The organism is Pristimantibacillus sp. PTI5 (genome assembly GCF_048572955.1).
Classification (GTDB): domain Bacteria; phylum Bacillota; class Bacilli; order Paenibacillales; family Paenibacillaceae; genus Pristimantibacillus.
Window position 1 is genome coordinate 4662001 of sequence record NZ_CP183886.1, and the last position, 14525, is coordinate 4676525.

General features: G+C 49.7%; 13 protein-coding genes. 7 read left to right on the forward strand and 6 right to left on the reverse strand.

The features are described from left to right. Positions 1-30: 30 nt before the first annotated feature. The 3 genes from ACN6MW_RS20865 (at position 31) to ACN6MW_RS20875 (ending at position 3965) form a co-directional block, all read left to right on the forward strand. Entirely contained in the window at positions 31-591 is a 561-nt protein-coding gene (locus tag ACN6MW_RS20865) for a GNAT family N-acetyltransferase (protein ID WP_419871888.1), read from the forward strand. Between the two features lie 102 nt (positions 592-693). Further along, positions 694-1989: an MFS transporter gene (locus tag ACN6MW_RS20870; RefSeq protein ID WP_419871889.1), complete on the forward strand. Its 1296-nt coding sequence runs from the start codon at positions 694-696 to the stop codon at positions 1987-1989. Continuing rightward, positions 1986-3965, forward strand: coding sequence for a glycosyltransferase family 39 protein (locus ACN6MW_RS20875; protein WP_419871890.1), 1980 nt, complete (start codon positions 1986-1988; stop codon positions 3963-3965). The genes ACN6MW_RS20870 and ACN6MW_RS20875 overlap by 4 nt, the downstream gene beginning before the upstream one ends. Before the next feature lie 21 nt (positions 3966-3986). Here ACN6MW_RS20875 and ACN6MW_RS20880 read toward each other — a convergent pair whose 3' ends face one another. Together ACN6MW_RS20880 and ACN6MW_RS20885 are read right to left on the reverse strand one after the other, a co-directional pair. Further along, positions 3987-4322: a DUF1904 family protein gene (locus ACN6MW_RS20880; RefSeq protein ID WP_419871891.1), complete on the reverse strand. Its 336-nt coding sequence runs from the start codon at positions 4320-4322 to the stop codon at positions 3987-3989. A gap of 101 nt (positions 4323-4423) precedes the next feature. Next, the gene (locus ACN6MW_RS20885; RefSeq protein WP_419871892.1) at positions 4424-5350 is read right to left on the reverse strand and encodes an RluA family pseudouridine synthase; all 927 of its coding nucleotides are present in this window, start codon (positions 5348-5350) and stop codon (positions 4424-4426) included. Between the two features lie 189 nt (positions 5351-5539). On the opposite strand from ACN6MW_RS20885, the gene ACN6MW_RS20890 reads away from it, so the two are divergent. Together ACN6MW_RS20890 and ACN6MW_RS20895 are read left to right on the forward strand one after the other, a co-directional pair. Next, positions 5540-7090, forward strand: coding sequence for a stalk domain-containing protein (locus ACN6MW_RS20890; RefSeq protein WP_419871893.1), 1551 nt, complete (start codon positions 5540-5542; stop codon positions 7088-7090). Positions 7091-7243: 153 nt separating this feature from the next. Further along, positions 7244-9136 (forward strand): B12-binding domain-containing radical SAM protein, encoded by a 1893-nt coding sequence (locus tag ACN6MW_RS20895; protein WP_419871894.1) that lies wholly within the window; start codon positions 7244-7246, stop codon positions 9134-9136. A gap of 93 nt (positions 9137-9229) precedes the next feature. Here the strand turns inward: ACN6MW_RS20895 and ACN6MW_RS20900 are convergent, their stop codons facing one another. From ACN6MW_RS20900 to ACN6MW_RS20910, 3 genes are all read right to left on the reverse strand, one after another. Next, positions 9230-10210 carry a type I phosphomannose isomerase catalytic subunit gene (locus tag ACN6MW_RS20900; protein ID WP_419871895.1) on the reverse strand — a complete coding sequence of 327 codons (981 nt, stop codon included), beginning with the start codon at positions 10208-10210 and terminating at the stop codon, positions 9230-9232. Positions 10211-10305: 95 nt separating this feature from the next. Then, on the reverse strand, positions 10306-10899 hold the full coding sequence (locus tag ACN6MW_RS20905; protein WP_419871896.1) for a class I SAM-dependent methyltransferase: 594 nt from the start codon (positions 10897-10899) through the stop codon (positions 10306-10308). 58 nt (positions 10900-10957) lie between these two features. Continuing rightward, positions 10958-11920: a TIGR01212 family radical SAM protein gene (locus tag ACN6MW_RS20910; protein WP_419871897.1), complete on the reverse strand. Its 963-nt coding sequence runs from the start codon at positions 11918-11920 to the stop codon at positions 10958-10960. A 281-nt stretch (positions 11921-12201) separates the two neighbouring features. Here ACN6MW_RS20910 and ACN6MW_RS20915 point away from each other — a divergent pair, with 281 nt between their 5' ends. Both ACN6MW_RS20915 and trmB read left to right on the forward strand, forming a co-directional pair. Further along, entirely contained in the window at positions 12202-12411 is a 210-nt protein-coding gene (locus tag ACN6MW_RS20915) for a hypothetical protein (protein WP_364144045.1), read from the forward strand. Between the two features lie 183 nt (positions 12412-12594). Then, positions 12595-13362 (forward strand): tRNA (guanosine(46)-N7)-methyltransferase TrmB, encoded by a 768-nt coding sequence (trmB, locus tag ACN6MW_RS20920; RefSeq protein ID WP_419871898.1) that lies wholly within the window; start codon positions 12595-12597, stop codon positions 13360-13362. Here trmB and ACN6MW_RS20925 read toward each other — a convergent pair. Further along, on the reverse strand, positions 13359-13931 hold the full coding sequence (locus tag ACN6MW_RS20925) for a phosphatase PAP2 family protein (RefSeq protein WP_419871899.1): 573 nt from the start codon (positions 13929-13931) through the stop codon (positions 13359-13361). The two genes, trmB and ACN6MW_RS20925, sit on opposite strands and share 4 nt — an antisense overlap. Positions 13932-14525 lie beyond the last annotated feature (594 nt).

Sequence of the window (14525 nt, forward strand, 5' to 3'; positions counted from 1 at the left end):
CAGAACATAAAAAGAATGAGGGATACCGTCATGATCGAACCAGCTGGAAAAGAAGATGTACAGGAAGTTATGCCGCTGCTCCTTGCAGCGATCGGCCACATCGCTTACACGTTAGCGGGAACGGATGATTCAAGGGAAGCAGTGCGAATCCTTTCTAATTTTTATGCGCGCGAGGACAATCGGATCAGCTATAAGCATGTACTTGTCGACAGGCGGGAAGACGGGATAGCGGGCATGCTGCTCAGCTATGCCGGGGATGGAGCGGTGGCGCTCGACCTGCCTTTTGTTAACCGTGAGGGACGGAGATCGGGTGCACGCGCCAATGAAACCATAGCCGTAGAGGCGAAGGAAGGGGAGTATTATCTGGATTCCATCGCGGTTGATGAACGTTACCAAGGGCAAGGCATCGCCAAAGCGCTGATCAGCGCTTTTGAACGGAAGGGCCTGGAGCAGGGCTACAAGAGACTGTCGCTCATTGTGGAACCGGATAATGCGAGAGCTTATGCGCTGTACAAAAAACTGAATTATATCGAGGACGGCTCGATCCAAGTGAGCGGAAGCCGTTATATCCGAATGGTGAAGCATAATTGATCCAAAAGTTAATTATGGAATAATAAGGGTTTATACGGTAAGATGAGAGAGTTATTTCTACCCTATTTGATAGACTTTCATCGTACCGGGAGCGTGTTATCCATGGCTATTCCAAGCTTCAAATCGAAACTAGCGTACAGCTCAGGTAATTTATCGGTTAACCTGATCGCACAGGCTTTTGCTTCGTACATCGTTTTTTATTACGTAGACGTGCTGGGGGTAAAGCCCGCGCTCATCAGTGCGGCAATGGTCATTCATGGCATCGTTAACGCCTTGTTAAATCCGTTGTTCGGGCATATTTCGGACCGTACAAGCAGCCGCTTTGGCAGACGCGTACCCTATATGCTGTTTGGCATGGTGCCGCTGGCGGCGTTGTTTACGGCGATATGGTTTCCAGTCGGCACAGGCATGACATTATTTTGGTATTTTTTAACGGTCGTGCTGCTATATGATATTTTGTTTGTTATGGTCGTTTTGAATTATTCTGCTTTATTTCCGGAGATGTTTACGACGATGAAGGAACGGGCATCCGTATCTTCCTGGAGGCAGATGTTCGGCATCTTGGGAATGATCATAGGCGTAGCGCTGCCGCCGCTCGTTTACGGCCAGCTGGGCTGGGGGCCGATGGGGGCAATTTTTGCAGGGATTGCGCTTCTATTCTTGGTTATCATGGTGTCGGCCAGCAAAGAGAAGATGGTCGTTCAACGGGAAGAAATCGGATTTCTCCAGTCTTTGAAATTTACGTTCTCTAATAAAGCGTTCGTATTCTATGTAATCGGCAGTTTTTTCGTCCAATTTACTTTCGCCATGCTGCCCGCTGCGATACCTTTCTTTACCAAATACGTGCTCGGTGCCGGAGATGAAAGCAATACGGTATTGTTAGGCGCAATTTTTATTGCCGCTATACCCTGCGTCTACGTATGGGGGAGATTGGTTCAAAAATGGGGCGCGCGCCAAACGGTCATTACTGCCGTCGGCATATATGCGCTTGCTATGATTCCTTTTCTATTCGTATCAAGCGTTGCTGCGGCGGCTGCTGCAGCTGCTGCCATCGGCATAGGCCTGGCGGGGCTGCTCGTTTTGCTGGATGTGCTTTTGTCCGAAATTATCGATGAAGACGAGAAGCGGACAAGGGTGCGCAGGGAAGGCATGTACTTTGGCATGAATGGCTTTATCGTCAAATGGGGCGTTTCGCTGCAGGCCGTCGTACTCGGCATTATTTTGGAGGGTACCGGTTATGTAAAAGATGCCGTGCAGGCGGAGGCTGCTGTGTGGGGCATTCGTTCGATGCTGAGCATCATCCCGTTTATCGCTTTGCTCATCGCACTGGTTTTCTTTTTTCTTTATCCGATTAGACAGTCTGACACTACAACAAGAAACGGTGACCACAAGCAATGATTCGTTTTTATAACTGGATAAAACAAAACAAACGGATGGTTATGCTGTTTCTCATAGGCGCGGCAGTAAGGGTTCTCTATGCGGGTTCTATTCCGGGAGGCTTAAACCAGGATGAGGCATCGATCGGTTATGAAGCCTATTCCATCCTACATTATGGCATCGACCGCAACGGCATTTCGCTTCCGATTCATTTGATCGCGTGGGGGAGCGGACAAAATGCTCTTTATGCCTACTTGTCCATGCCGTTCATTTACTTATTCGGTTTAACCCCTTTATCCGTCCGCATGGTCAGTATTTTGTTCGGGCTTATCAGTATGGTGATCTTCTACGTCATCGCGAAGCATATATTTAAGAGAGAGCCTGCTGCGGCTGCGGCGGCTTTCTTGATCGTCATTTGCCCTTGGCACATCATGATGTCCAGGTGGGCGCTTGAATCGAATCTTTTTCCTTCGCTTGTGCTGTTAGCCGTCTTTTTTTTGTTTAAAGCCTTCCAACAGCCCAAATGGCTGATCGGTTTTACGGTTACGCTGGCCGCTTCGTTATACGCATACGGCACGGCCTATTTTTTTGTCCCGGTGTTTGCGCTGGGCGTCGTGACGCTTCTTATTGCAGCTAAGATGTTTAGGCCGCGCGTACTGCTTTGGAATAGTGCTGCCTTCCTCATTCTTGCGGCGCCTATTGGCTTGTTTCTTCTAATTAACCGCTACCAAATGCCGGCCATGCGATTTCTTTTCTCTATTCCGAAGCTTACAGTTCCACGCGTAGAGCAGGTATCTACGGCATTCGAAGGCCATGCTTTATCGATGCTCGCGCAGCATTTCAAACCGTTTTTGAAAATGTATCTCACGCAAAGCGACGGTCTGCTTTGGAACGCGATTCCTAAGTTCGGCTATATGTATCCGCTGGCACTGCCGCTGATCGGGATCGGAATTCTTTACGGGGGCTATCAATTAATTAAGCATTTTAAAGCGGAAAGGGCGATTATCGCCATTTGGTTCGGAACGGCCCTTCTGATGACGCTGATTACGGACGTGAATATCAATCGAATCAACATTATCTTTTATCCGACGGTATTTTTGGCCGTGGCTGGCTTAATGTGGCTGCATATGAAGATTAAATACTCATTTGTCATCGCGATCACGGCTTTTTCGATCTTTTTTGTTGCTTTCTGCGGATATTATTTCACTTCGTACGCGAAACAAATCAGTCCGCTTTTTTTTGAATCCTTTGGCGAGGCCGTGCAATACGCTTCGGATGAGACGGACGGCCGGATTTACGTGACGGATGAGGTCATGATGCCTTATATTTACGTATTATTTTATGAGCGAATCCATCCGCGGCAATTTCTCGAGACGGTCGATTACGTAAATCCCGGGGGCGCCTTCCAATTTGTCCGATCCTTCGGCAGGTACTATTTTGAGCAGCCTCAGCTTAGGCCGAATGAAGACGCCGTTTATATTTTTTCGAACAGCGATGTGATTCCGAGTGAAGAATCGGGTTATAAAATCAAGAAATTCAAGCATTACACGGTCGTAAGCGGTAAAGGAACGCCATCGGCTGCCGCGGTTCATGAATCATTCCGAAATGGCGGATTTGAGGAGGATCGTCAGTATTGGTCGTTTACATCCGGTGCGGGCATTGGTACGAATCGGCCTTATAGCGGGACAAAGCTGATGTACGTGGATCCTGGCAACGAGCATCGCGCTTCCCAAACCTTTGTTAGCCCGGTTGCCGGTGAGTATATCCTATCAGCCAAAGCGAGCGCAAACGCGGAGGGCGGGATGATCGGGGTTTCCATTAATGGAGTGAGCGTACAACAGCAGCCTATCCAAGCCCATGAACAATTTGAGGGAATTCGGCTGCCTGCCGTGTCGGTTGCCGAGCAGGATACGGTTTCTGTTTATTTTACCGGAGGCTCCGGCTGGATAAATATCGACGAGGTGGAGTGGACGATTCAGCCGACGGTGAAAAGGTAGGAAAATGGCTTAACGCCATTTTCACTCCTCGACCGGTTCGCCGTTGATATAATAGCTGTCCTCGCGGTAGGCGTGGAACACGATCTCGATTTCGGGAATGCTGAGCTGCCCCACGTAACGGGTGACTGCTTGCGCGAAGCGGGTTCTGACATCCTTCCCGCGCTCGAACCAGCCAATCTCAATGAACGCAAAAGCAGGCTCGCCGGGCAGGCTGCCAAAAACGCTTGTCGCATGCAGGCAAGCCATTGTGAAATTATCGGTGCCGCACTCGCAAATCGCGGCAAGCTCTTCGGCAAGCGGCGCGGCGACGGCTTGCAGCTGCTCGGCTGCGACGCCGCGGAATAATAGATGTGGCATATCCGGTACCTCCTGTTTTTTTGAATAAATATCCATAGTAGTATAACAAAAATAAGCATCGGCCGCTTTAGCTAAGCGTCCGATGCTTTTTATTTTTCCTGTTATTCGGTTACGTGGAACGGCTTTAGGAACAGCTTCGGGATTTCGGTTTCGAATCGGACCAGTTTTCCTGTGACGGGATGCGTAAAAGCAAGGACTCGCGCATGCAAGCCAAGCCGGCCGATTGTTCTCGAGCGCGCACCGTACTTTTTGTCGCCGACGATAGGATGTCCGATGTCTTCCATATGCACGCGGATTTGGTTTTTTCGGCCCGTTTCGAGCTGGACCTCGAGAAGGGAGAAGCTTTTGTTTGCGCTAAGCACCTTGTAGTGGGTAACCGCGTGCAGGCCGTCATTCGGGTATGCGCTTGAATACATTTTGAGCGTCTTGCTTTCTTTCAGCCACGAAGAAATCGTTCCCTTTTCTTTCTTAACGCAACCTTCTACCAGCGCGACATAGATGCGCTCCAGGACGGTGTCCTGCCAAGTATTTTGCAACTGCTGCTGAACGGCCTCGCTCTTGGCAAACATCATGACTCCGGAGGTATCGCGATCCAACCGGTGCACGACGAAGATTCTGTTTTTCGGATTTTCAAGCCGTACATGAGCCGTTAGCTGACGGTAGGCGGTAATTTCATTTTCCGGCGCGTTGTCAGACGAAATGGAAAGCAGCCCGGCTTCCTTCTTAATGACGATGAGATGCTCATCCTCAAACAGGATAGCGAGCCCTTCCAGCGGCAGCTTTTCTTGGGGCCGCTCTTTGCCTACCGTAACAGTCTGGCCCGGCTGAAGCGGATAGTTGTATGCCGTGGTCGCTTTGCCGCCAACCGATACCTGCCCATGCGCCAAAATCGATTTGACGACGTTCCGTCCGGCGCCGGATATATTTTTTATTAGAAAAGGAAGCAGCTCTATCGGTTCGGTAACCGGATAGGACTTGCTCTTGTCTGCTTGTTTTTGAGGAGCTCCCCGCTTTTTTCCTCTGTGCATGCTAAAAAACCTCCTAGATTCAATGCTCCTACTATACCATGAGTGAAGGCTTCAGTTCTAATCTTCTATTTATCATTCAGGCACGCTCTATCAAAGCGGGATTGATAGACAAAGCACGAACAGGAATGGTAGGATTATTGATAGATATACCATATGGTGAAAATGGAAAAGGTTGGAGGAACTAATCGCGTGAAAACAAAACTTATTCAGTCCCTGCTTAGTCCCTTGCTCGTAGCGGGCTTATTGCTTGCTCCGCTGCCAGGGCTCAGCGGAAGTTCCGCAGCGGCGGCCGGCGCTGCGAACAAAGCGGTTGTGTCCTCGGTTCAGCAATTACAGGTTGTTGTAGACGGCAAGAAGCTTAGCCTATCGGCTGCAGCGTACACAGAGAAGGGCGTTGCCTTCGTGCCTATGCGCGATATTTTTACGGCGCTTGGCGCGTCGGTTACATGGGAGAGCAAGACGGGCACGATTATCGGACGAAAAGGCTATTTATCGATTTCTCTTCAAGTAGGCAAGAACACAGCGGTCATTAACGGCAATACGGTTAAACTCGATGCTCCGGCAATCGTTCGCAAGGGCGTTACGTTTGTGCCTGCTCGCTTCATAGCCGAATCTCTTAACGCAACGGTAAAATGGGATAAAGCTGCAAAGGCCGTTCGCATCACCTCCCAAGAAGCTGCCGAAAATGCAGATTACGAGGAATGGCTTGAACAGCAGAAAAACCTGCCAACGCTGACAAGCAAAGAAATTGTAGATAAATTCGACGAGAGCGTCGTTTTGATCATGACGAACCGCGCGCAAGGCAGCGGCGTCGTCATCGGAGAAAATCTGATCCTTACGAATCATCATGTTATAGCGGACGCAGCGTCGGCCACTGCGCTGACGGTCAATGGCGAAGAGCTGAAAATAACCGGCGTCGTTAATTACGATGAGAATGCGGATCTCGCTATCATTAAAACAGCCGAGCCCATGGATATTGCTCCTGTTACTTTGGGCTACGGATTAAATTCCTACAAGGGCGGCAAGGTTGTTGCCATCGGCAGCCCGCTAGGCTTGCAGAACACGGTCTCCGACGGCTTGATCAGCAATATTACCTACCAAGACGGTATAAGATACATCCAGACAAGCGCTCCAATCGATCACGGAAGCTCAGGCGGTGCATTATTCAACGAATTCGGTGATCTGATCGGCATTACGACGCTTGGCTACTCCGGCACGAACGCCGACCTAAACTTCGCCGTATCGATTATTCATGCTGCCAGCCTGAACAGCGAAGTGACGGACAAAAAGTTGGCGAGCGCGGCATTTTTACCATCCAGTCTGCCAACTACATTGGTGGGCGCGCCTCTGGCAGATATCGAGAAGCTGCTTAAGGAGCAATATGGTTCGCTTTCAACGACGGAAGGCGAGGCGGCATTCACGAAGTGGGAGGCAAAGCGTGACTCCTCCGGCTGGCTGGTGCTTACTGCTGACATAGATCCTTTGTTCTATATGTACTATGGGGCAGCATCGGCACAGGAGCTACGCCTTTGGGCGATTAACCTTGGATACGAGTTCCATGCCATGCTGCCTGACGATAAGATCCAAGTCGTCATTTCTTACCAGCGCGATTACGGATTTGAACCGCGCGGCTTTGCCGCAGGCGAGGTTTCCTCCCTTGGCGGCGACAAATGGCGGGTTCGTTTCCCTGTCATCGATATGCAGCTGAAAAATGAGCTTTTTATTAAAGTAAGAGTGTAAGTGAGGCGAGGCATCCAGGCCGCGATACGCGGAAAGGGATGCCTCTTCTTTTTTTCCTCTTTTTTCTGTACAATAGAAGGCATCTTGCTAATGCGCGGTGAGATGCTCTCGTCCCGCAGAATACGCAAATGCTTAAGTTAGAGAGGTTATGCTATGAAAGTGGTACTGTCCACCTTAAACGCAAAGTTTATACACACATCGCTTGCGCTGCGCTGTTTAAAGGCATTCAGCGGCGATAGATTCGATATCGATATTGCGGAGTACACCATTAAAGATCCGGTCATGAACATCGTTTCGGATATTTTTTCCCGGAAGCCTGATGTCGTCGGATTCTCCTGTTATATTTGGAACATCGAGGAAACGATCACGGTCATCAACATGCTGCGGAAGATCATGCCGGAGATCAAGATCATACTGGGCGGTCCCGAGGTCAGCTATGATATGGACTACTGGATGGAGCGCGTGCAGGAGGTTGATTTTATCGTGGTCGGGGAAGGCGAAGAGACCTTCCACCATTTGCTGACGGAGATCGAAGGCGACGGCAAATACCATATGGTGTTTGGGATCACCTACCGGAAGCAGCGCGAGGATCGCATCGAGGTTCTTATTAATCCACCGCGTCCGAAATTGAACTTGAACGAGCTGCCGTCCCCGCACCGCTTTAAGGAGGATATTCCTCATTTGGGAAGCCGTGTCGTTTATTTTGAGACAAGCCGCGGTTGTCCGTTCAGCTGCCAATTTTGCTTATCCAGCATCGAGGTTGGCGTCCGTTATTATGATATGGAGCGGACGAAGGCGGATATTTTGTATTTAATCGAAAAAGGCGCGAAGCTCATTAAGTTCGTTGATCGGACCTTTAATATCAAACGGGATTATGCGCTCGAGATTTTTGAGTTCTTGATCAAAAACCATCAAGGCTGCGTCTTCCAGTTTGAAATTACGGCTGACATTATGCGCCCCGAGGTGCTTGACTATTTGGCCGAAAATGCGCCTGCCGGCATCTTCCGCTTTGAAATCGGCGTGCAATCGACCAATGATCCAACAAACGAAGCGGTTCAGCGCCGGCAAAATTGGATGAAGCTTGTACGTACCGTAATGAAGGTGAAAAATTCGCAAAAGATCGATCAGCATCTCGATTTGATTGCCGGACTGCCGCTTGAAAATTACGATACGTTCCGCGGAACGTTTAATGATGTGTTCGAGCTTCGTCCCGAGGAGCTTCAGCTTGGCTTTCTCAAAATGCTGCGCGGTACCGGATTGCGCCGCGAAGCGGATAAATGGGGTTACATCTATATGGACAGATCGCCGTATGAAATGCTTGGCAATGATCTCATGCCATTCGGCGATATCGTCCGGATCAAACGGGTAGAGGACGTGCTCGAGAAATATTGGAATGCGCACCGGATGGACCACACGCTTCTTTATTTGGTTGACCGCGTGTTTCCTTCGCCCTTTGACTTTTTCCAAGCGTTCGGCGATTTCTGGGAGCGGAGCGGCTGGCAAAAGATCGGCCATCAGCTGGAAGATCTGTACTCGCGGCTTTGGGCGTTCCTCGAATCGCTTCCGCTTTCCGGCAAGAAGGCTGTTGGATCCTTGCCGGCACCGCAGGAGGATTCGGAGAAAGTCTCCTTTACCTTCGACGAAGTGCTCGCGATCGCTGGGTCACGGCTTGATTCCGACGTGGTGCTGGGGCTTATGAAATATGATTATTTCCTTAATCATAACTATAAACCGCGTAAGACCTGGTGGGAATTTACGATGGACAAGTCCATATGGAGCGGCTGGATGCGCCGCTTGGCAGAACGTCCCGAGGATGTATCTCCTGCGTTCGCTGCTTTAGGTTTCGGAGAGAAAGAGCTTCATAAGCATGCCGTTATCGAGAAGCTGCCATTCGATCTTGCCGAATTCCTATCTTCGGGAGAGGTCGTTCGGGAGCGGCATACGCTGCTTGTCGTGCTTTATGCGCTCGAGGCGGGCAGCAGCAAGCCGAAGCCGCGTCCGTTCACGTTGACCGTGGAGGCGGAGCAGAAGGCTCTGCAAAGCTAGTTTGGCTTTTTAGTATCGGAAAAATATAAAAGAACCGCCGCCCTCAAGTTTCGCAGGGGCGGCGGTTCTTTTTCTTAGACGGAGAAGATTTATTTATTCGGAAGCAGGCACAACGCTGCGGAGAACCGTCATGCTGCCTGAAAGCTCGTAGTCACCGAGGTTAGCAGGAAGGAGGAAGCATTCGCCTGCTTTGACGGATTGTTCGCCGTCTGCCCATTTCAATCGGCCTTCGCCTTCCGCGATCACCAGGATGACGAAGCTCTCAAGCGAAGTGGACAGCGACCAAGGTGCCGATACAATCCCTTTCTCTACGATAAAGTAAGGAGAGCTAGCGATTGTCAGCCACTCTCCAGCCACGGCATTATCCGTCTTCATGCGCTGTGCGCCAGCGCCCTCATAGGCGATGACATTGAGGGAATCTTCAATATGCAGCTCGCGCAATTGTCCGTCAAGTCCGGGGCGATCGTAATCATGCAAACGGTAGGTCGTATCTGAATTTTGCTGAATCTCCGCAACTACGACGCCGGAGCAGAGTGCGTGAACGGTTCCCGCTGGGATGTAAAATGCATCGCCGGCTTCTACGGATACTTCTTGCAGCGTGTCCATAATGCGGCCCTCGGCGATTGCGGCCTCCATGGCTGCACGGTCCACGCCGTCTTTTAGGCCATAGATAATTTTCGCGCCTGGCTTCGCATCGAGAATATACCACATCTCTGTCTTACCCAGCTCACCTGCAGGAAGTCCTTCGTAAACATCGGTTGGATGGACTTGAATCGATAAGTCATCATTGCAATCCAGAAGCTTGATCAGCAGCGGGAAACGACCGTTTTTCTCGGAGAAGCCCTGGGTGCCGAACCACACCGGTCCATACGACTCGCGAATTTGATCAAGACCGACGCCAACAAGCTCGCCATTCATCACCTTAGTCGTACCGTTCGGGTGATCGCCGATCATCCATCCTTCGCCAATGGAACCCTCCGGCAGTTCAAGGCCGAAGCCCTCCAGCGCCCGTCCGCCCCAAATACGCTCTTTCATCTCCGGTTTAAATTGCAATGGATAAGGTTTAACTGTCATTTGTCATCTCTCCCATGTTTTTTATATGTATGGTTGATATTTCGGCCTATCACACTCGATAATAGCGTCCTTTCGTTCGGGAAACTAGTAACGAATTACCTAGCCGGATTCGGCCGTTTTTCTATCGCGATTAAATATGGGGCCGTGGTCCTCTGCAGCTGCCTGTAAATAACAGCTTGCGCTAAGACTTGGGGCAGCTGAGCCGCCCATTCCTCTACGCGGGCGGCTTCCTCCGCACCCCCAGGATGCCCCGGATACAAGACGCAAGTCACAATGCCGCCTGGACGCAGCAGGCTGATCGCGGCATCTAGCGCCGCAAGTGTCGAAGCGGGCTCGGTGATGATCGTGAGATCGCTGCTTCCGGGCAAATAACCGAGATTGAACATTACCGTTGAGACTTGTCCAATGGCTGAACGGTCTACAGCCTCCGCCATCCTTGCATGGCTCTCAAGCATAAGCTTTATTTCAGGAAGCTCGTTTTGCGGGAGAGAAGAGAGGCGCCCACGCGTACGATCGAGCGCTTCCTGTTGGATATCGAAGGCGTATACGGTGCCTTTGGGCCCAACTAGTCCGGCCAGCATTAAGGTATCGACGCCGCCTCCGGCAGTTGCGTCGATTACGATATCGCCTGGCGAGGTGCGCTCGGCGATCCATTTATGAGCCATGCTTAAAACGGATAGAAAGCCCATGCCTTGCCTCCTTTGAACGGTCCTGGCGATATAATCTTGTTCCTATGCTCCATCTTACCTATACCTCCGGATGCCAGAGCTTGCCTTGCCACGTATTCCGGCGTTTCAGCTCATCGTCGAAAGCATTAAGCACTTCCCACTTCCTAGAGCTCCACAACGGACCAATCAGCAAATCGCGCGGCGCGTCCCCGGTAAGCCGGTGGACGATCATCTCGGGCGGAAGAAACTCGAGCGTATCCACTATCAGCTTCACATACTCATCCTGTTCCAGAAATTGCAGAAGTCCGTCTTCATACTGGCGAACCATCGGCGTCTTGCGCATGAGGTGAAGCAAGTGAATTTTAATGCCTTGGATATCCATCTTCGCTACGGCGCGGCCGGTATCCAGCATCATTTCATGCGTTTCCTGCGGAAGGCCGTAAATGATATGCGCGCAAACCCGTATCCCGCGTGCACGAAGACGCTGCACCGCATCCAAATAGCACGCCGTGTCATGCGCCCGGTTAATAAGCTCCGAGGTGGATTCATGCACGGTCTGCAGACCCATTTCTACCCAAAGATAGGTGCGTTCATTCAGCTCAGCCAAATAATCGACAACGTCATCGGGCAAGCAATCGGGGCGAGTTGCAATCGATAGGCCAACAACGCCAGGCTGCTGTAAAATAACCTCATAGTACTCGCGCAGCTCTTCAACGGGCGCATACGTATTCGTATAAGCCTGGAAATAACCGATGTACCGCGCGTCCGGCCATTTCTGATGCTGGCGGTCGCGTATGTTATTGAACTGAGTGACTAAATCATCCCGCCGGCTTCCCGCGAAATCGCCTGATCCGCGCGCGCTGCAAAATGTACAGCCGCCCTTTGCGATAGAACCGTCCCGGTTCGGGCAGGTGAATCCGGCATCCAGCATTACTTTGAATACTTTGCCGCCAAACTGCTCCCGCATTTCGTAATTCCATGTATGAAAGCGTTTATCACCCCAGAGCACTGGCTGCTGCGGCGAGGCATTTAATTCGATCATCGTTTTCCCCTTTTTTCAAGACGTACATCCTATATTTTAACGAAAAACGAGTGGAAAAGCCACGTTTGATCTCGGATTGGTTATCGAATGTTCGGAAACCGCTTTAATTGGAAATTATTTTTGAAATGGAGCATTTTGGGCTTGCATAACCTTACATGAGGTGTTATATTAAAAGTGCGACAAAACAACAAATAAACCTGACATAGCCCAATTGCACTTGCATTCATGAAACGTCGATTAAATGGAAATACTTTTACAATAAATCGATGAGGTGATTAGAGATGAATAACATGTCCAAAATTCCACACGGCGACGACACCGTTACGGTCGAACTAACAATTAAAGAATTGATGGCGCTTACGGGTGTCCGTTTTCACAATAACCACGGCGTAGAAATTTCCGCCCGCAAGAAGCTTAATGAAGTATTGGTTGAAACTTACGAGCGTGACCTGCAAGAAAATGCCCCGATCCCTTACCAGCTTCTGCTGTAAGAACATACAAGAACATACAAGAACATTAACAAGAGGAAAGCCGCGCCGCCAGTAACTGGTCGCGGCTTTTTTTCATTAACTGGACCGATTGCTCATTCCTCTTTACAATGCACAAATTGTTGGGCACAATAAGAACTAGTCTATTCGTTGCATCGTCTACGATAAATGGAGGAATCACTGCATATGCGTTTAAGAGGAAGAAAAGGAATTCGTGAAAGTCTTGAGGGACAGCCGGAGCTAGTCGTGCTGGATGCTGCGCCCCACAAAGGAAAATGGCGTGAGTTTTTTGGAAACGACCAGCCGATCTACGTAGAGCTGGGCATGGGCAAAGGCCGCTTTATTAGTCAAATGAGCGCCCGTTATCCGCATATTAATTTTATTGGCGTCGATATGTACGATGAACTTCTGCGCCGCGCAAGCGAGAAAGCACGCATCGTATGGGAACAAAAAGGGGAGTCGCATCCGCCGAACCTCGCGCTGCTTCGCGCTAATATCGAGGGTATTGAGACGATGTTTGCACCTGGAGAAATTGAACGCGTTCATCTTAATTTCAGTGACCCGTGGCCAAAGAGCAAGCATGCGCGCCGGAGACTTACGCATCCTAGGCTTGTAGCCAAGTACATCGAGCTGCTCAATGAACGGGGCGAGATCCATTTTAAGACGGATTCCCAATCGCTATTTGAGTTTTCGTTGAACAGCTTTGCGGAAATGGAGCTGGTCATGCGCAATATTTCGCTCCATTTACACAAAGAAGGTCCCCGAGAGGACCTTGTGTTTACGGAATATGAGATGAAGTTCATGGAAAAAGGACAAAACATTTATCGGGTCGAAGCCGTTATCGGCTCTGAGGCGCTGCGGAAGCATCGTGAGGCGAAACAGGAAAAATCGATCAAGGAAGAAGAAGAAGCAAGCAAAGCAGAATTGAATGATTCCGATGGCGAGGATAATTAGTTAATGCCTGCAGCCGATCCGACCCAGGAATAGTTGACCGCGAGGGCAGTCACTGATCCAATCAGTGCGCCCGCGGCAACATCCGATGGATAATGAAGTCCGAGGTACATCCTTGACCAGCCGACGGATACTCCGATGATTAAAGCTATCGGCACCAGTAAACTCAGCCATACGCCGCTTGTCAGCAAAATAGGTACAAGCCAAGCGAAGATCGCCGTCGTATGGCCGGATGGAAAGGACGAGTCTACAAGCGGATTATGCCCCGTGTTGACACCAGGCAGCGCCTGATAAGGCCGAAGCCGCTTGAATTTTCGTTTAACGATTGCAACCGGCAGGTGGCTAATGATGACGGCCGTCAAGCATTGCCATCCGGTCAGGCTCCAAGGAGCAGGTGCGAGCAGTGCATATAGAAGGGCGGTTGCAAGCGTAAAGGTAGCGCCGCCCATATGTGTGACCGTGCTTAACCATTTATTAAGGAAACGATGTCTTTTTCCCCCAGAAGGTCTACGATTTACCCAAATCAGCATTTTTTGCTCACTCGTTTTCAGCCAGCCTATCATTCGTTCCATCGCTGTCATCCTCCTAACGGTGGCTTACTTTTTCATTTCATTTGTGAGATATTTTTAATTTTAACATGTTTTTGTAAGCGGGGCGTAAACTATTTCTTGTCCACATATTAAAGATAAGTAAGTATTATAACATTTAAAAAGCATTTTGTGTGGCTTGCGCAGCCGAAGCATTTAGTAATGAATAACGCTATTGAAATCCCATGAAACCTAAGAATAAATATTGATTGTGTTTTACTGTTTAATTTTGTGCAGTTGATGGTAAAACTGTAATGGACATATTTTAAGGCGTTCTGGCAGAACTTGTCGGACCCGCAAAATATGTCGAACCTAGAAAGGCGTGTTCACCTGTTCGTCACATAGTGGGGGTACAATTAAAGAAACATTTTCCTGTCTTTGCTCGTAAATAAGGACGTTAGTGCTAAAAAGTCAGTAAATGGTTGAAAATAAGGCTGAGTCGTCGTAAAAGGAGGTTATGCGTCCATTCGTACGCTATGCAAGCGTTTTTCTGCCTAGATTAAGCCTAATGGAGACTAATTCAACTTTTGACAAAGAAGTTGTTTCTGTGGAGAATCAATAAAGGTCCGCGAGTGTTTG

Excerpts from the sequence above, each read along its gene's own strand:
- ACN6MW_RS20865 (WP_419871888.1), top strand. The coding sequence starts at position 31 with ATGATCGAACCAGCTGGAAAAGAAGATGTACAGGAAGTTATGCCGCTG.
- ACN6MW_RS20870 (WP_419871889.1), top strand. The coding sequence starts at position 694 with ATGGCTATTCCAAGCTTCAAATCGAAACTAGCGTACAGCTCAGGTAAT.
- ACN6MW_RS20875 (WP_419871890.1), top strand. The coding sequence starts at position 1,986 with ATGATTCGTTTTTATAACTGGATAAAACAAAACAAACGGATGGTTATG.
- ACN6MW_RS20880 (WP_419871891.1), bottom strand. The coding sequence starts at position 4,322 with ATGCCACATCTATTATTCCGCGGCGTCGCAGCCGAGCAGCTGCAAGCC.
- ACN6MW_RS20885 (WP_419871892.1), bottom strand. The coding sequence starts at position 5,350 with ATGCACAGAGGAAAAAAGCGGGGAGCTCCTCAAAAACAAGCAGACAAG.
- ACN6MW_RS20895 (WP_419871894.1), top strand. The coding sequence starts at position 7,244 with ATGAAAGTGGTACTGTCCACCTTAAACGCAAAGTTTATACACACATCG.
- ACN6MW_RS20900 (WP_419871895.1), bottom strand. The coding sequence starts at position 10,210 with ATGACAGTTAAACCTTATCCATTGCAATTTAAACCGGAGATGAAAGAG.
- ACN6MW_RS20905 (WP_419871896.1), bottom strand. The coding sequence starts at position 10,899 with ATGGGCTTTCTATCCGTTTTAAGCATGGCTCATAAATGGATCGCCGAG.
- ACN6MW_RS20910 (WP_419871897.1), bottom strand. The coding sequence starts at position 11,920 with ATGATCGAATTAAATGCCTCGCCGCAGCAGCCAGTGCTCTGGGGTGAT.
- ACN6MW_RS20915 (WP_364144045.1), top strand. The coding sequence starts at position 12,202 with ATGAATAACATGTCCAAAATTCCACACGGCGACGACACCGTTACGGTC.
- trmB (WP_419871898.1), top strand. The coding sequence starts at position 12,595 with ATGCGTTTAAGAGGAAGAAAAGGAATTCGTGAAAGTCTTGAGGGACAG.
- ACN6MW_RS20925 (WP_419871899.1), bottom strand. The coding sequence starts at position 13,931 with ATGGAACGAATGATAGGCTGGCTGAAAACGAGTGAGCAAAAAATGCTG.